General features: G+C 55.8%; 15 protein-coding genes. 1 reads left to right on the top strand and 14 read right to left on the bottom strand.

The window, feature by feature from the left end:
* Positions 1–319: 319 nt before the first annotated feature.
* Positions 320–487, top strand: coding sequence for a DUF1877 family protein (locus ACLJTG_RS18105; RefSeq protein ID WP_223149278.1), 168 nt, complete (start codon positions 320–322; stop codon positions 485–487).
* A 377-nt stretch (positions 488–864) separates the two neighbouring features.
* On the opposite strand, the gene nuoN is transcribed toward ACLJTG_RS18105, so the two are convergent.
* The 14 genes from nuoN to ACLJTG_RS18035 form a co-directional block, all read right to left on the bottom strand.
* Positions 865–2322, bottom strand: coding sequence for an NADH-quinone oxidoreductase subunit NuoN (gene nuoN, locus ACLJTG_RS18100; protein ID WP_000156667.1), 1458 nt, complete (start codon positions 2320–2322; stop codon positions 865–867).
* Between the two features lie 6 nt (positions 2323–2328).
* A complete protein-coding gene (nuoM, locus tag ACLJTG_RS18095; protein WP_000926431.1) occupies positions 2329–3858 on the bottom strand; it encodes an NADH-quinone oxidoreductase subunit M in 1530 nt (509 codons plus the stop codon).
* A 313-nt stretch (positions 3859–4171) separates the two neighbouring features.
* Entirely contained in the window at positions 4172–6013 is a 1842-nt protein-coding gene (gene nuoL / locus ACLJTG_RS18090) for an NADH-quinone oxidoreductase subunit L (protein ID WP_001056582.1), read from the bottom strand.
* The gene (gene nuoK, locus ACLJTG_RS18085; protein WP_000612687.1) at positions 6010–6312 is read right to left on the bottom strand and encodes an NADH-quinone oxidoreductase subunit NuoK; all 303 of its coding nucleotides are present in this window, start codon (positions 6310–6312) and stop codon (positions 6010–6012) included. Before nuoK ends, nuoL begins: the two co-directional genes overlap by 4 nt.
* The gene (nuoJ, locus tag ACLJTG_RS18080) at positions 6309–6863 is read right to left on the bottom strand and encodes an NADH-quinone oxidoreductase subunit J (protein WP_000393522.1); all 555 of its coding nucleotides are present in this window, start codon (positions 6861–6863) and stop codon (positions 6309–6311) included. The genes nuoK and nuoJ overlap by 4 nt, the downstream gene beginning before the upstream one ends.
* 10 nt (positions 6864–6873) lie before the next feature.
* Complete coding sequence (gene nuoI, locus ACLJTG_RS18075) at positions 6874–7416, bottom strand: NADH-quinone oxidoreductase subunit NuoI (RefSeq protein ID WP_000172747.1); 543 nt, start codon at positions 7414–7416, stop codon at positions 6874–6876.
* 14 nt (positions 7417–7430) lie between these two features.
* Entirely contained in the window at positions 7431–8408 is a 978-nt protein-coding gene (gene nuoH / locus ACLJTG_RS18070; protein WP_000118515.1) for an NADH-quinone oxidoreductase subunit NuoH, read from the bottom strand.
* Positions 8405–11131: an NADH-quinone oxidoreductase subunit NuoG gene (gene nuoG, locus ACLJTG_RS18065; protein ID WP_001728014.1), complete on the bottom strand. Its 2727-nt coding sequence runs from the start codon at positions 11129–11131 to the stop codon at positions 8405–8407. The genes nuoH and nuoG overlap by 4 nt, the downstream gene beginning before the upstream one ends.
* Before the next feature lie 30 nt (positions 11132–11161).
* Positions 11162–12499 (bottom strand): NADH-quinone oxidoreductase subunit NuoF, encoded by a 1338-nt coding sequence (nuoF, locus tag ACLJTG_RS18060; protein ID WP_000800048.1) that lies wholly within the window; start codon positions 12497–12499, stop codon positions 11162–11164.
* Positions 12496–12996 (bottom strand): NADH-quinone oxidoreductase subunit NuoE, encoded by a 501-nt coding sequence (gene nuoE / locus ACLJTG_RS18055; protein WP_000545038.1) that lies wholly within the window; start codon positions 12994–12996, stop codon positions 12496–12498. The genes nuoF and nuoE overlap by 4 nt, the downstream gene beginning before the upstream one ends.
* Positions 12997–12998: 2 nt before the next feature.
* Positions 12999–14801 carry an NADH-quinone oxidoreductase subunit C/D gene (gene nuoC, locus ACLJTG_RS18050; RefSeq protein ID WP_000247855.1) on the bottom strand — a complete coding sequence of 601 codons (1803 nt, stop codon included), beginning with the start codon at positions 14799–14801 and terminating at the stop codon, positions 12999–13001.
* Between the two features lie 86 nt (positions 14802–14887).
* Positions 14888–15550 carry an NADH-quinone oxidoreductase subunit NuoB gene (nuoB, locus tag ACLJTG_RS18045; RefSeq protein ID WP_000386728.1) on the bottom strand — a complete coding sequence of 221 codons (663 nt, stop codon included), beginning with the start codon at positions 15548–15550 and terminating at the stop codon, positions 14888–14890.
* Positions 15551–15565: 15 nt separating this feature from the next.
* Positions 15566–16009 carry an NADH-quinone oxidoreductase subunit NuoA gene (gene nuoA / locus ACLJTG_RS18040; protein WP_000062993.1) on the bottom strand — a complete coding sequence of 148 codons (444 nt, stop codon included), beginning with the start codon at positions 16007–16009 and terminating at the stop codon, positions 15566–15568.
* Between the two features lie 394 nt (positions 16010–16403).
* The gene (locus ACLJTG_RS18035) at positions 16404–16556 is read right to left on the bottom strand and encodes a hypothetical protein (protein WP_001121022.1); all 153 of its coding nucleotides are present in this window, start codon (positions 16554–16556) and stop codon (positions 16404–16406) included.
* Between the last annotated feature and the right edge of the window lie 7 nt (positions 16557–16563).

Genomic DNA, 16563 nt, shown 5'->3' with positions numbered 1-16563 from the left:
TATATTTTTGAGGTAAATAATATTTACGTTTAAGATGAACGGCTTAATCAGTTGCTGGCGTTCGACCCACAGATTCTGCGTGAAGAACACTATTTACAGGTGACCGATTTACCAAAAGTGAATATATAAGATGGGGGACTATCTGCACTGTGCCCTCGCCGATACTTCCTTTTACAACCCACCAAACAGCAATCCATTAAGCCGTGCCGACACTCACGTTATTGATGGAAAGATATTATATGCCGCCGTCACATGAAATAATGAAGTGAGCGCGATCGGACGCCTTGAAAAACGCTGACAGAAATACGCTTCAGATCAAATTTTTCCCATTGAAGTCGATGAGATAGACATTTATCCGGGAAACGGGTCACGAAAACAGTTGGGAGAGTTGTTCCACTGCCTGATGCAAGAAATGGACAAACTGCTGAGTTTTTATCAGCGATGCCTGAGAAATGACAGTCACGTTATAATTTTTATAGCGGAGTAATGGGCCATATGTTTAACACTTCGACAATTATTGTGAATTACCCATATGAAACCGCTGGCGCTTACGGAACCGCCCAACATCCGGCTCTTCGTTCGTCGGGACGTGTTGGGTATGAATTTGGGTTAGCTTCGCTCCACCCAACCTACGCCACTAATACAACGTTGATGCCGGATGGCGACTACGCCTTATCCGGCATCTGGTTCTGTGTTCGTTGAAAAAGTGTTGGGTTTCGGCTACGCCTCACCCAACGAGTCTATGGTCTCTATGCGTCACAGGTTTTCATAAGTTGGATGCAATCCAACATTTAGAGGCTCAGGTATTGCTCATCAGCCTCAACCGCCGATAAATCGGCGGTTATTGACATCATCAACGCGGCATTACATCAGCGGCATCGCCAGTTGCACAAGGCTAATCAGCGGCTGCGGCCAGACGCCCAGTACCAACACCAGCAACGCGGAGATCAGCACCACGATACCGCCTGCGCTGTACTGCCAGTTTGTCGGCGCGTCGCGTCCCGGTTGCTGCGGCGCGTGCAGGTAGAGACTCACCGCAACACGCAGGTAGTAGTACAAACCAATCGCGGAACCCACTACCACGGCGGCGACCAGCCACCACAGGCTGGCCTGAACGCCGACCGCCAGCACGTAGAATTTGCCGATAAAGCCCAGCGTCATCGGGATACCTGCCAGCGACAGCATCATCACCGTCATCACCGCGGCAAGAACCGGGCGGTGCCAGAATAGACCACGGTAAGAGTACAGAGAATCCGCATCCGGGCCGCGGAACGGGCTGGACATCAGGCTGACCACGCCAAACGCGCCGAGGCTGCTGAACAGATAACCGGCCAGATAAACGCCTACCGCTTCCATCGACATCTCGCCGCTCTGCAGGGCAATCAGCGCCACCAGCAGATAGCCGAGGTGAGAGATAGAAGAGTAACCGAGCAGACGTTTGATGTTGGTCTGGCTCAGCGCCATCAGGTTACCGAAGATGATAGAGGCAAAGGCGATAATGCCCAGCACCACGCGTACCGCTTCGCTGTCGCCTACCGGCGCATACAGGAACAGACGCATCACCACGCCGAAGATAGCGATTTTGCTCGCCGTCGCCAGGAAGGTAGAAACCGGCGCAGGCGCGCCCTGGTAAACGTCTGGCGTCCACAGGTGGAACGGCACCAGAGAGAGTTTAAAGCCCAGACCGACAATCATCAGGCCAAAGCCCGCCAGCAGCAACGGCTCGTGCAGCATACCATCGCCGAGGCTCTTACCGAGCGCTTCGAAAGACAGGTTGCCGGACTGCGCATAGACCAGCGCCATCCCGAACAGCAGGAAAGACGAGGCGGCGGCGGAGAGGATGGTGTATTTGATACTGGCTTCCAGCGAGCGTTTCTGGCGGAAAGCATAACCAATCAGGCCGAACAGCGGCAGTGAGATCAGTTCAATACCGAGGAACAGCGCCGCCAGATGGTTGGCGTTCGCCAGCAGAATTCCCCCCAGGCTGGCGATTAACACCAGCAGGTAGAACTCTTCCTGGTTATCGTTATAGCCTTCCAGCCACGGGTAGGCAAAGGTACAGGTGGCGAGGCTCGCCAGCAGCACCAGCCCGGTGTAGAGCATCGCAAAGCCGTCAACGCGCATCAGCGGCGTGACGTCCATTGCCCCGGCCTGGCCGACAAACCAAAGCGAAACCAGAGCAGCGTTAAGCCCAATGACCGACAGCGTGGCATTGAGGAAGTGATTGCGTCGCCACGCAATGGAGAGCATCACAACCACCACCGTCAAGCCGACGATCAGCAGCGGTAGCAGCGCAATCAGGTGTTGTGGAGTTATTGTCATGGCGATTTACGGCCTTGTAGTAGTAACGGAATTAACAAACCACTGCTGGATGTTGCTCATCGCAGAATGCGAGGTATCCAGAATCGGCTGCGGATAGAAGCCAAGCAGTACCAGAAGCACCACCAGCAACAGAATGATAAACAGCTCGCGCAGCGACATCCCTGGCAGTTCTACACTGGCAATCTGGCTCTTCGCCTTACCAAAGTAAGCGCGATGCAGCATCGCCAGCGAGTATACAGAGGCGAATACCAGCCCAAAGGTGGAGATCACGGTAATCACCGGCACCACCTGGTAGCTGCCGAACAGAATCATAAATTCGCCGACAAAGTTACCGGTGCCCGGCATCCCGAGCGTCGCCACCGCAAAGAACATGGACAGCGCAGGCAACCATTTCATCTTGCCCCACAGGCCGCCCATCATACGCATGTCACGCGTATGCAGACGTTCGTACAACTGGCCACACAGAATGAACAGACCCGCCGCGGACAAACCGTGCGCAATCATCTGAATCACCGCGCCCTGGTACGCCAGCTGACTGCCGGTGTAGATAGCGATCAGCACGAAGCCCATGTGGGAAACGGAGGTATAGGCAATCAGGCGCTTGATGTCGTATTGGGTAAAGGCCATCCACGCGCCGTAGAAAATGCCGATAACGCCAAGCCACATAGCGATAGGCGCAAACTCCGCCGACGCGTTCGGGAACAATGGCAGGGAGAAACGCAGCAGACCGTAAGCGGCGGTTTTCAGCAAGATCCCCGCCAGGTCGACGGAACCGGCGGTCGGCGCCTGGGAGTGCGCATCCGGCAGCCAGCCATGCAGCGGAACCACCGGCATTTTCACCGCGAAGGCGATGAAGAAGCCCAGCATCAGCAGATATTCCACACCGTGGGACATCGGCGTATTCAGCAGCTCTTCATAATTGAAGGTCCACACGCCGGTCGCGTTGTAGTGCACAAAGACCAGCGCCAGGATGGCAATCAACATCACCAGACCACTCGCCTGGGTGTAGATGAAGAACTTGGTCGCCGCCGTGATACGCGTTTTCCCGTCAGAAGCTTTGTGGCCCCACAGCGCGATCAGGAAGTACATCGGCACCAGCATCATTTCCCAGAAGAAGAAAAACAGGAACATGTCGATGGCCAGGAACACGCCGATAACGCCGCCTAAGATCCACATCAGGTTCAGGTGGAAGAAGCCCTGATATTTTTCGATTTCTCGCCAGGAGCAAAGCACCGCCAGAACGCCGAGCAGGCCGGTCAGCACCACCATTAGCAGCGACAGTCCGTCGAGCGCCAGATGGATAGAGATGCCAAAACGCGGGATCCACGGCAGGACAAATTCAGATTGCCACTGCGGAATACCGGCGGATTGCGTCAGTGAATAGCCGCCCTGCAACCACAATTGCAGACCGAGCGCCAGCGTCAGCCCCATGGTAATCAGCGCTATCCAGCGCGGCACCTTCACGCCAAAGCGTTCGGTCTGCCAGCACAGAAAGCCGCCGATAAAGGGGATTAATATCAACCAGGGTAATAACATAGCTAAGTATGTCCCTTATATTTACTCCTGCTCAGGCTATCTCACTCGTCAGCCCAAATCCTGCCAGTGCTCACACAAAACGCAGCGCGTTTTGAACGTCCGTAAGGACGGCCCCGTAGGGGTGAGCTTCGCGAATCATCCTCACGTACTTCAGTACGCTCCGGTTGCTGTGCGCTGGCGGTATCCGGTCTGACTTCGCCGATGACGCCTGTACTTCAGGAACAGATTTTCAACGAATTCTAAAAATTATTTTTGGGTTTGTAGGCCGGATAAGCACTGCGCCATCCGGCAGTCGTTCATCCAGCCAACAAACTCAACGCAGTACCATCAACAGCGCCAGCACCACAACCGCGCCGATGCTCATGGATGCCACATACCAGCGCAAATAACCGTTCTCGCTCAGTACCAGGCCTTTGCCTGCAAAACGGGAAAGGATAGCCGGAATGTTCATCAACGCATTAAGCGGGTCGCGCTTCAGCAGCCAGGCGATACCGAGGAATGGCTTGACGAATACTTTGTCGTACAGCCAGTCAAAGCCCCAGGCGTTATACCACCAGGTGCCCAGCAGACGGCCCGGCGCGCTGTTGGCGATCGACGTCACCAGCGTACGTTTACCCAGCCACAGCCATGCGGCAATCAGGATGCCGGCAATCGCCACTACGCCAGAGGTAATTTCCAGCGTCATGACGCGACCATGCGCCAGTTCAGTTGTCTGCGGCAGCACCCCCTGCAGCGGCGGCACAATCAGCGCGCCAACAAAGGTAGACAGAATCATCAGGACAATCAGCGGCAGATGGTGGGTAATCCCCTTCCCTGCATGAGCATGAATTTGTTCTTTACCGTGGAATACGATGAAAATCATCCGGAAGGTGTACAGGGAGGTCATGAACGCGCCGACCAGACCCGCCACCATCAGATTGATATGACCGTTCGCCATCGCCCCGGCCAGAATCTCATCCTTACTGAAGAAGCCCGCAGTGACCAGCGGCAGCGCCGACAGCGCCGCGCCGCCCACCAGGAAGCAGGCATACACCAGCGGAATGGACTTACGCAGACCGCCCATCTTAAAGATGTTCTGTTCGTGATGGCAGGCCAGAATGACGGAACCGGACGCCAGGAACAGCAGCGCTTTGAAGAACGCATGGGTCATCAGATGGAAAATCGCCGCATCCCACGCCTGTACGCCAAGCGCCAGGAACATGTAGCCAATCTGGCTCATGGTGGAATAGGCCAGCACGCGTTTGATGTCGGTCTGCACCAGCGCGGCGAAACCCGCCATGACCAGCGTAATCGCCCCGATAATACCCACCAGATGCAGAATTTCCGGGGTCATCAGGAACAGGCCATGCGTGCGTGCGATCAGGTAGACACCGGCGGTCACCATGGTAGCGGCGTGGATCAGCGCGGAGACCGGCGTCGGACCGGCCATCGCGTCGGCAAGCCAGGTCTGCAACGGTAGCTGCGCAGATTTACCGACCGCGCCGCCCAGCAGCATCAGCGTCGCCCACATCAGCATATTGTTGCCGTCAGCAAAGTGCGCTGGCGCCAGCTCGACCATTTCGCGGAAGTTCAGCGTACCCAGTTCGTTGTAGAGGATGAACAGCGCAAAGGCGAGGAACACGTCACCGACACGGGTCACCACGAAGGCTTTCATTGCCGCCGCGCCATTCTTCGGATCGCTGTAATAGAAGCCGATCAACAGATAAGAGCACAGGCCCACGCCTTCCCAGCCGAGGTACATCAACAGCAGGTTATCGGACAGCACCAGAACAACCATGCTGGCGATAAACAGGTTGGTATAAGCGAAGAAGCGGGAGTAACCCTCTTCCCCACGCATGTACCAGGAAGCGAACATGTGGATCAGGAAGCCGACGCCGGTGACCACAGAGAGCATGGTCAGCGACAGGCCGTCCAGCACCAGGTTAAAACCGATGTTGAAGTTACCGACCGACATCCACGTCCACAGCGGCTGGCTGAACGCCTGTTTGCCGTTGGCGAAGAAATCCATCCCGACAAACGCTGTCACCAACGCCGCCAGACCAACGGAGCCCACGCCAATGGTCGCGGAGAGATTTTCCGACCAGCGTCCGCGAGAGAACGCCAGCAGTACAAAGCCAATCAATGGCAGAATAATGGTTAAGGCAAGCATGTTCATCCACGCATCTCACTTACTGAATCGATGTTCAGGTTCTGGCGACGGCGATGGAGTTGCAGCAACAGCGCAAGTCCAATACTCGCTTCCGCAGCCGCAAGGCTGATGGCGAGAATGTACATCACCTGACCATCGGTCTGGCCCCAGTAGCTCCCGGCGACCACAAAGGCCAGCGCGGAGGCGTTAATCATGATTTCCAGCCCGATCAGCATAAACAGCAGATTGCGGCGGATAACCAGACCGGTTAAACCCAGGACGAATAAAATCGCAGCGAGGATCAGTCCGTGTGTTAAGGGGATCATGCGCGCTCCTCCGTTTTTCTTTTCGCGCGGTCATCGGCGCGGTTGCTTAGCACTTCGCCCGCACGCTCTTCACGACCGACGTGGAACGCCACCACCAGGCCTGCCAGCAGCAGCATAGACGCCAGTTCGACCGCCAGAACATAAGGCCCGAACAGCGTAATGCCCACCGCTTTCGCGCTAATCGGCGTGCCGTCGATGCCCTGGTCGTTAACGCCCAGAATGGCGTACACAATGACCGCCAGCATAATGGCCGACAAAACCGCCGGACCAATCCACACCTGCGGCTTCAGCCACTGGCGTTCCTGTTCGATTTCGCTGCCGCCGAGGTTGAGCATCATCACCACGAACACAAACAGCACCATGATGGCGCCTGCGTAGACGATAATTTCCAGCGCACCGGCAAAATAAGCGCCCAGCGAAAAGAACACCCCGGAAATCGCCAGTAGCGATATCACCAGATACAACAGCGCGTGTACCGGATTGGTATGGGTGATCACTCGCAGGGTCGCGAGGATGGCTATCAGGCCACAGATATAAAAAGCGAATTCCATTGCCCTCTCCTTACGGTAACAGGCTCTTGACGTCGATAGGCTTGGCTTCGTTCTCTGCTTCGCCTTTATCTTTGCCGTCGATTGCCATACCCGCCATCCGGTAGAAGTTATATTCCGGGTATTTGCCCGGACCGGAAATCAGCAGATCCTCTTTTTCGTACACCAGATCCTGACGTTTGTATTCGCCCAGTTCGAAGTCCGGGGTCAACTGAATCGCCGTGGTCGGGCACGCTTCTTCGCACAGGCCGCAGAAGATGCAGCGTGAGAAGTTAATGCGGAAAAATTCCGGATACCAGCGGCCATCTTTGGTCTCCGCTTTTTGCAGAGAGATACAGCCTACCGGACAGGCTACCGCACACAGGTTACAGGCAACGCAGCGCTCTTCACCGTCCGGGTCGCGCGTGAGCACGATACGGCCACGGTAACGGGGCGGTAAATAGACCGGCTCTTCCGGATACATCCGCGTTTCGCGTTTGGCGAACGCATGCAGGCCGATCATCCAGATACTGCGTACCTGAGTGCCGAAACCTACTAATAATTCTTTTAAGGTCATGGTCTTTGTGTCCCTTATTGCGCCTGCCACAGAATGACAGCCGCCGTTACCAGCAAGTTGATGAGCGTCAGCGGCAGGCAAACTTTCCAGCCGAAGGACATTACCTGGTCATAACGCGGACGCGGTAACGACGCACGAATCAAAATGAACATCATCATGAAGAACGCGGTTTTCAGCGCGAACCAGACGAATGGCGGTAAGAACGGGCCATGCCAGCCACCGAAGAACAACGTTACCATCAGCGCGGAAACGGTGACGATACCGATGTACTCCCCCACGAAGAACAGACCGAATTTCATACCGGAATATTCGATGTGGTAACCGTCCGCCAGTTCCTGCTCGGCTTCCGGCTGGTCAAACGGGTGACGGTGACAGACCGCTACGCCCGCGATGGCGAAAGTAACAAACCCAAAGAATTGCGGAATCACGTTCCACAGATGCGCCTGGTTATTGACGATATCGGTCATATTAAATGAACCGGCCTGCGCCACCACGCCCATCAGGGAAAGACCAAGAAACACTTCGTAGCTCACCGTCTGGGCAGACGCGCGCATCGCGCCCAGCAGCGAGTATTTGTTGTTGCTCGACCAACCGGCGAACAGCACCGCGTAAACCGCCAGACCGGCCATCATCAGGAAGAACAGAATCCCGATGTTTAAATCGGCCACCACCCAATTAGGGCTAACCGGCACAATGGCGAAGGAGAGCAGCAGCGAAGTAAACGCGATCATCGGCGCCAGGGTAAAGATGACGCGATCCGAGAATTTCGGGATCCAGTCTTCTTTAAAGAACATCTTGATCATGTCCGCGACCAGCTGGAGCGAGCCGCCCCAGCCAACGCGGTTTGGTCCATAACGGTTCTGGAACAGACCCAGCAGACGACGTTCGCCAAAGCTCATGAAGGCCCCGCAGGTGACGACCACCAGCAGAATCACCACCGCTTTGAGAATGCTCAGCAGGATCTCAATCAGATCCGGTGTAATCCAACTCATTGTTGCGCCTCCCGCAGATCCTCAAGACGCGCGCCAGCCAGAACCGGCGCGATGCCAGGCATACCCATCGGCAGCCCTACCTGCCCTGCCGCTAACCCTTCAGAGATTTCAACCGGCAGCGTCACCGTATTGCCATCGTAGCTAAAGGAGACGCGCGTCCCGGCATTGACGCCCAATTTCGCGGCATCCGCCGGGTTAAGTTTGATATACGGCTGCGGCATACGGCTCTGGAAGACCGGAGAACGCTGAGACAATTCGTCGCTGCCAAACAGGTGGTAATACGGCGCAATACGCCACTGACCGTCCTGCGCCTGGAAGCTTGCCGGCACGGTAGTGAAATAATCCAGACCGCCCTCAGTCGCTTCAATCAAACGCACGCCCGGATCGCCGTGACGCAGTTTGCCGCCCACTTCATCCTGGAATTTGTTCCACGCCTGCGGGGAGTTCCAGCCCGGCGCCCAGGCGAACGGAATTTCAGATCGCGGGGCAGTCGGTTGGTTATTCCCTTCCATCGAGAAGGCGAACATGGTGTCTTTATCCTGCGGCTGACGTGGTTCATGCACGCTGATATTGGCGCGCATCGCCGTACGACCGCTGTAACGATGCGGTTCGCGCGCCAGCTTCTGCCCACGAATGCGGAAGGTCGCATCCGGCGCGGCGTCTTTAATGCCGGCAAATTGCGGCATGGCGGCAATGACCGCGTCGATCACATGGTCAAGCTGTGTCCAGTCCACTTCGCGGTTTTCGACGGTGCTGTGCAGCGAATGCAGCCAGCGCCAGCTTTCCAGCATAATCGTCTTGTTATCGTAGTAGGCCGGATCATAAACCTGGAAGAAGCGCTGCGCGCGGCCTTCGTTGTTGATGACCGTACCATCGCTTTCGGCGAAGCTTGCCGCGGAAAGCACCAGATGCGCGTTTTCCATAATCGCCGTGCGCTGATGGTCAACCACCATCACCAGCGGCGCTTTGGCGAGCGCGGCGTTCACGCGCGTAGCGCTTGCATGACGGTGGAGATCGTTTTCCAGCACCACCACCGCGTCCGCGTTGCCGGTTTCCAGCTCGCCCAACGCATCGTCAAGCGAACCGCCGCCCATCATACCCAGCCCCATGCTGTTCACGGAGCGGGCAATCATAGTAATACCGACGTCGGCGCCACGGCCTTTCAGCGCTTTCGCCACGTTGGCGGCCGCCTGAATCACCTCACTGCTACCGGCGTTAGTGCCGGAGATAATCAGCGGTTTTTTCGCGCCGGCCAACGCCTGCACAATGACATCAATTTTGTTTTGTAAGTCGCTGTCGATACCGTCAACCGCAGGCGCTGTATTGTCCAGCGCATGGGCAATCGCAAAGCCCAGGCGCGCCTGATCTTCCACCGGCGCGCGATAAGTCCAGGCGGCGATATCATCCAGACGGGTGTCGTCCACGTTAGTCACGAACAGCGGATGTTTGGCACGCTGGCCGATGTTAAGGATGGCCGCAATCTGCCAGTCGGCCACTTTCTGCGCCGCCGCCATTTCACGCGCTTTACCTTTCACCGCCTGACGTACCGCCAGCGCAACGCGCGCGCCGGTCTGGGTAACGTCTTCGCCCAAGACCAGTACCGCGTCATAAGATTCGATTTCCCGCAGCGCCGGGGTGTAAATTCCGCCTTCACGCAGCACTTTCAGCGCCAGTTGCAGACGTTCCTGCTCGCCGCGCGCGATACCGGTGTAGAAGTTTTCCGCACCAACCAGCTCACGCAGCGCAAAGTTGCTCTCAATGCTGGCGCGTGGCGAACCGATACCGATCACTTTCTTCGACTGGCGCAGAATATCCGCCGCGCCCTGCATCGCCTGCTCGGCGTTGAGGGTGATGAAGTCGTCGCCACGACGCTGAACCGGCTGACGCGGACGGTCTTTCAGGTTCACATAGCCATAGCCGAAACGACCGCGGTCGCAGAGGAAGTAGTGGTTAACGGTGCCGTTGTAACGGTTTTCGATACGGCGCAATTCGCCATAGCGCTCGCCCGGGCTGATGTTACAGCCGATGGAACACTGCTGGCAGATGCTTGGCGCAAACTGCATGTCCCATTTACGGTTATAACGCTCGGAGTGCGTTTTATCGGTGAAGACGCCGGTCGGGCAAATCTCGACCAGGTTACCGGAGAATTCGCTTTCCAGCGTACCGTCTTCCGGACGCCCGAAGTAGACGTTGTCATGCGCGCCATAGACGCCCAGATCGGTGCCGTCGGCATAATCTTTGTAGTAACGTACACAACGGTAGCAGGCGATGCAGCGGTTCATTTCGTGAGAGATGAACGGCCCCAGATCCTGGTTGCGGTGGGTACGTTTGGTGAAACGGTAGCGACGGAAACTGTGGCCCGTCATCACGGTCATATCCTGAAGATGGCAGTTACCGCCCTCTTCACAGACCGGACAGTCGTGCGGGTGGTTAGTCATCAGCCACTCCACCACGCTTTCACGGAACTGTTTCGCTTCTTCGTCGTCAATAGAGATAAAGGTACCGTCGGTGGCTGGCGTCATACAGGACATCACCAGGCGACCACGCGTATCTTCCGCGTTTTGGTATTGCTTCACCGCACACTGGCGGCAAGCACCGACGCTTCCCAGCGCCGGGTGCCAGCAAAAATACGGAATATCAAGGCCCAGGGACAGACATGCCTGTAGCAGGTTGTCCGCGCCGTTGACCTCGTATTCTTTGCCGTCTACATGAATCGTAGCCATTAGCATGCTTCCAAATTAAAAATCGTTAACTCACCAGCGCTCTTTGAGCAGGTTCGGCTGAATACCATTGATTAAATGGGTATTGCTGAACGGCTGCTTGATGCCAGCTTCGAATTCTTCGCGGAAATACTTAATTGCGCTTTGCAGTGGCTCAACCGCGCCCGGCGCATGCGCGCAGAAGGTTTTACCCGGTCCGAGGAAACGACACAGTTGCTCAAGTGTCTCGATATCCCCCGGCTGGCCTTCGCCACGCTCCAGCGCGCGCAGAATTTTCACGCTCCACGGCAACCCGTCGCGGCATGGCGTACACCAGCCGCAGGATTCGCGGGCAAAGAACTCTTCCAGGTTACGCACCAGCGATACCATGCCGATTTCGTGGTCTACCGCCATCGCCAGCGCGGTGCCCAGACGGCTGCCTGCTTTACCGATGCTTTCGAACTCCATCGGCAGGTCAAGATGCGCCTCGGTCAGGAAGTCGGTTCCCGCCCCGCCCGGTTGCCAGGCTTTGAATTTCAGGCCATCGCGCATACCGCCCGCGTAATCTTCGAGGATCTCGCGCGCGGTGGTGCCGAACGGTAATTCCCACAGGCCCGGATTCTTCACGCGGCCCGAGAAGCCCATCAGCTTGGTACCCGCATCTTTGCTTTTCGAGATGTTCTGGTACCACTCCACGCCGTTGGCGAGGATTGCCGGGACGTTACACAACGTTTCGACGTTATTCACACAGGTCGGCTTGCCCCATACGCCGGAGGTCGCCGGGAAGGGCGGCTTGGAGCGCGGGTTCGCGCGGCGGCCTTCGAGGGAGTTAATCAGCGCCGTTTCTTCACCACAGATGTAACGCCCTGCCCCGGTGTGGACAAACAGTTCAAAGTCGAACCCGGTGCCCATGATATTTTTGCCAAGCAGCCCGGCCTCGGTTGCTTCAGCAATCGCACGGCGCAGATGTACAGCCGCTTCGATATATTCGCCGCGCAGGAAGATGTAACCACGATACGCTTTCAGCGCGAACGCGGAGATCAGCATGCCTTCCACCAGCAGGTGCGGCAGCTGTTCCATCAGCAGACGGTCTTTATAGGTGCCCGGTTCCATTTCATCGGCGTTACACAGCAGGTAACGGATGTTCATGGATTCATCTTTCGGCATCAGGCTCCACTTCAGACCGGTGGAAAAGCCCGCGCCGCCGCGCCCTTTCAGACCGGCGTCTTTTACCTGGCTGACGATTTCATCCGGAGACAGGCCGGTCAGCGCCTTACGCGCGCCTTCGTAGCCGTTTTTGCTACGATATTCATCCAGCCAGACCGGCTGTTTGTCATCGCGCAGACGCCAGGTCAGCGGATGGGTTTCGGGAGTACGGATAACGTTTTTCATTTATACCGCTCCAGTAGTTCAGGAATGGCTTCCGGGGTCAGATGGCTGTGAGTATCCTCATCAATCATCATGTTCGGCCCTTTATCGCAATTCCCCAGGCAACAGGTCGGCAGCAGCGTAAAGCGACCATCAAAGGTCGTCTGCCCCGGTTTGATGTTGAGATTTTTTTCCAGCGCGGCCTGAATCCCCTGATAGCCGGTGATATGGCACACCACGCTGTCGCAGTAGCGAATCACGTGGCGACCGACCGGCTGACGGAAAATCTGGCTGTAGAATGTGGCGACGCCTTCGACGTCGCTCGCCGGAATACCCAGCACATCGGCAATAGCGTAGATCGCGCCGTCCGGCACCCAGCCACGCTGCTTCTGAACGATTTTCAGCGCTTCAATGGACGCCGCACGCGGGTCTTCGTAGTGGTGCTTCTCGTGCTCTATCGCTTCACGCTCTGCCGCACTCAGCTCAAAAGCCTCGGTTTGTGGTTGTTGATTCTCGTGCATAATTAGCGGTCCACATCTGACATAACAAAATCGATACTACCCAGATAGACAATCAGGTCGGAGACCAGGCTACCGCGGATCGCCGAGGGAATCTGCTGCAGGTGCGCAAAGCTCGGCGTGCGCACGCGGGTACGGTAGCTCATAGTGCTGCCGTCGCTGGTCAGGTAGTAACTGTTAATCCCCTTCGTCGCTTCCACCATCTGGAAGGACTCCTGCGCCGGCATCACCGGGCCCCAGGAGACCTGCAGGAAGTGGGTGATCAGGGTTTCGATATGTTGCAGCGTGCGCTCTTTCGGCGGCGGCGTGGTCAGCGGGTGATCCGCTTTGAACGGCCCTTCCGGCATGTTATCGAGGCACTGCTGAAGAATGCGCAGACTCTGGCGCAGCTCTTCCACTTTCAGCATCACGCGGGTATAGCAGTCGGAAACGCCGCCGCCCACCGGCACTTCAAAGTCAAAGTTTTCGTAGCCAGAGTATGGACGCCATTTACGTACGTCGAAGTCGATCCCGGTCGCGCGCAGCCCTGCGCCGGTGGTACCCCACTCCAGCGCCTCTTTCGCGCCGTAAGCGGCAACGCCCTGCGAACGCCCTTTCAGAATGGTGTTACGCAGCGCGGCTTTCTCGTAAGAATCCAGACGCTTCGGCATCCACTCAAGGAACTCTCGCAGCAGGCGATCCCAACCGCGCGGCAAGTCGTGCGCGACGCCGCCGATACGGAACCAGGCCGGGTGCATACGGAAACCGGTAATGGCTTCCACCAGGTCATAAATTTTCTGCCGGTCGGTAAAGGCAAAGAAGACCGGCGTCATCGCGCCGACGTCCTGAATAAAGGTCGAGATGTACAGCAGATGACTGTTAATGCGGAACAGTTCGGAGAGCATCACGCGGATGACGTTCACACGATCCGGGACGGTGATCCCTGCCAACTTTTCTACCGCCAGCACGTACGGCATTTCATTGACGCAACCACCGAGGTATTCGATACGGTCGGTATAGGGAATGTAGCTATGCCAGGACTGTCGCTCGCCCATTTTTTCGGCGCCGCGGTGGTGATAGCCGATATCCGGCACGCAGTCGACGATTTCTTCACCGTCAAGTTGCAGGATAATACGAAACGCACCGTGCGCAGACGGGTGGTTCGGGCCGAGGTTGAGGAACATGAAGTCCTCGTTGTCAGTCCCGCGCTTCATCCCCCAGTCTTCCGGCTTAAAGGTCAGCGCTTCCATTTCCAGATCCTGCTTGGCTTTGGTCAGCTCAAACGGGTCGAATTCGGTCGCGCGCGCCGGATAATCTTTACGCAGCGGATGGCCTTCCCAGGTTTGCGGCATCATGATGCGCGTCAGGTGCGGGTGGCCTTCGATATCAATACCAAACATCTCCCAGGTCTCACGCTCGTACCAGTTGGCGTTAGGGAAAAGTTTAGTGAAGGTCGGCACGCGCAGGTCGTTTTCAGACAACGCCACCTTGAGCATGATATCGCGATTACGCTCAATGGAAATCAGGTGGTAGAAAACGGAAAAATCCGCGGCGGGTAACCCGTCACGGTGCGTACGCAGGCGTTCATCCATGCCGTGTAAGTCAAACAGCATGACATAAGGTTTCGGCAGTTTCTTTAAGAAATCGCCAACCTCCAGTAGTTGTTCACGCTTGACCCAAACAACGGGGATACCGGTGCGGGTCGCCTGAACGGTAAAGGCATCCGGCCCAAAACGGTTGCGCAGTTCGCCGATAACCGGATCATCAAGATGATCGCGGGTACTCCATGCAGCGTCTTGCGCGGTTAAGTCGGTCATATTGTTCACCATTGCAAATGGTCCGTGGTGGTCGGCAGTGCTTCGCGCTATTAAAATAGTGGTTAGCGAAGTGAAGTGCTGCTGCCGACAGGCGCAAATTAAATCTCGTCCGGGGTACGCAGGTTCGTGACGGCAATACGCTCGCCGCGTTTACGTTCGCGTTCTGGCTGCATATTGGCGCGATACACGCCCTGATCGCCCACCACCCATGATAGCGGACGGCGCTCTTTGCCAATCGATTCTTGCAGCAGCATCAACGCCTGCATATACGCTTCCGGACGCGGCGGACAGCCAGGGATATACACATCCACCGGGATGAACTTATCAACGCCCTGCACTACCGAATAAATATCGTACATGCCGCCGGAGTTGGCGCAGGCGCCCATAGAAATGACCCATTTTGGCTCCAGCATTTGGTCATACAGACGCTGAATAACCGGGGCCATTTTGGTAAAGCAGGTACCGGCCACCACCATCAGGTCAGCCTGACGTGGCGACGCACGCAGCACTTCCGCGCCGAAACGAGCAACGTCATGCACTGCGGTAAAAGAGGTCACCATCTCTACATAGCAGCAAGAAAGGCCGAAGTTGTAGGGCCAAATTGAGTTTTTACGGCCCCAGTTAACCATGTCATGCAGTTTGCCCATGAACACGTTTTTGTTAACTTCCTGCTCCAGGGGGTCGGTTACGATCTCCTGTTTTTGCAGGGGGTAACGGTCATTCTCACCGTTAGGATCTATGCGGGTGAGCGTATAATCCATCTTAATGCCTCGCGGTTAGCGTTGACGATTAGCGATACTGTTCGTTTCCGGGTTCATACGCTCGCGGCGTGAACGCGCGGGCGTCCAGTCCAACGCGCCAATACGCGCCAGATAAACCAGACCAGCCAGTAACACAAAAATAAAAATTGCAGCTTCCACAAAGCCAACCCAGCCGCTTTCGCGGATAGAAGTTGACCATGCGAACAGATACAGCGCTTCAACGTCGAAGATAACGAAGAACATGGCTACCAGGTAAAACTTGGCAGACAGGCGTAAGCGGGCGGTGCCGACCGAGTCGATACCTGATTCAAACGGAACGTTCTTGTGCCTCGCGCGTGCGCGACCGCCTAAAAACCAACCGCCTACCAGCATCAGGCAGCACAGGCCAATGGCAACGATAAGAAAGATAGCGAATGCCCAGTGATGAGCGATGACTTCAGTGGATGTTGACATACTCATTGCTTACTCATCAAAAGTAGCGCCAGTTCCTCTGCTCTTTACGGCAGATGGACGCCACATCGATTCATGGGGAGGAATAAAAAAAACCCTACAATTACTGTAGAAAATGATAAAAACAGCTAATTGATGTGGTTTTTTACTCCTTTCTATAACCTTTTGTCAACTTTAACAAAAGTTCCTTCACATTAATTTACATCAATTCATCATCATTAACATTAAGTGCCATCCTGGAGAAAATGACTCTTCGACCAGGGGGGATTTTATGTTGTTGAATCGTGTCCGTTGTGAAGCAAAAGAAATAACACACACCTATTTTGACAGGAATTTGTGAAGATGCCTCCCCCTAAATGGGAGTATTTTCTTGATCTGTGACACGCTTTTGTTAATTCACCCCCTAAAACAGCAACAATTTCTCTAGTTTTTTAACATGCAAATTCATAAAATGGATGTTCTGGTTATTTTTTACCCACATTGAACTGCGAATCGCTACTGGCTGATTTACCGCAACTTTTACAATTTGTGCGGTTAAGCGAGTACAGATGGGCACAAAAAAA

Origin of the sequence: Salmonella sp. SAL00672, from assembly GCF_046552175.1 — a bacterium.
Classification (GTDB): Bacteria; Pseudomonadota; Gammaproteobacteria; order Enterobacterales; family Enterobacteriaceae; genus Salmonella; species Salmonella enterica.
Note: the sequence above shows the minus strand (reverse complement) of the source record. Positions and strands in the feature narration are given on the sequence as shown.

Excerpts from the sequence above, each read along its gene's own strand:
- nuoN (WP_000156667.1), bottom strand. The coding sequence starts at position 2,322 with ATGACAATAACTCCACAACACCTGATTGCGCTGCTACCGCTGCTGATC.
- nuoM (WP_000926431.1), bottom strand. The coding sequence starts at position 3,858 with ATGTTATTACCCTGGTTGATATTAATCCCCTTTATCGGCGGCTTTCTG.
- nuoL (WP_001056582.1), bottom strand. The coding sequence starts at position 6,013 with ATGAACATGCTTGCCTTAACCATTATTCTGCCATTGATTGGCTTTGTA.
- nuoK (WP_000612687.1), bottom strand. The coding sequence starts at position 6,312 with ATGATCCCCTTAACACACGGACTGATCCTCGCTGCGATTTTATTCGTC.
- nuoJ (WP_000393522.1), bottom strand. The coding sequence starts at position 6,863 with ATGGAATTCGCTTTTTATATCTGTGGCCTGATAGCCATCCTCGCGACC.
- nuoI (WP_000172747.1), bottom strand. The coding sequence starts at position 7,416 with ATGACCTTAAAAGAATTATTAGTAGGTTTCGGCACTCAGGTACGCAGT.
- nuoH (WP_000118515.1), bottom strand. The coding sequence starts at position 8,408 with ATGAGTTGGATTACACCGGATCTGATTGAGATCCTGCTGAGCATTCTC.
- nuoG (WP_001728014.1), bottom strand. The coding sequence starts at position 11,131 with ATGGCTACGATTCATGTAGACGGCAAAGAATACGAGGTCAACGGCGCG.
- nuoF (WP_000800048.1), bottom strand. The coding sequence starts at position 12,499 with ATGAAAAACGTTATCCGTACTCCCGAAACCCATCCGCTGACCTGGCGT.
- nuoE (WP_000545038.1), bottom strand. The coding sequence starts at position 12,996 with ATGCACGAGAATCAACAACCACAAACCGAGGCTTTTGAGCTGAGTGCG.
- nuoC (WP_000247855.1), bottom strand. The coding sequence starts at position 14,801 with ATGGTGAACAATATGACCGACTTAACCGCGCAAGACGCTGCATGGAGT.
- nuoB (WP_000386728.1), bottom strand. The coding sequence starts at position 15,550 with ATGGATTATACGCTCACCCGCATAGATCCTAACGGTGAGAATGACCGT.
- nuoA (WP_000062993.1), bottom strand. The coding sequence starts at position 16,009 with ATGAGTATGTCAACATCCACTGAAGTCATCGCTCATCACTGGGCATTC.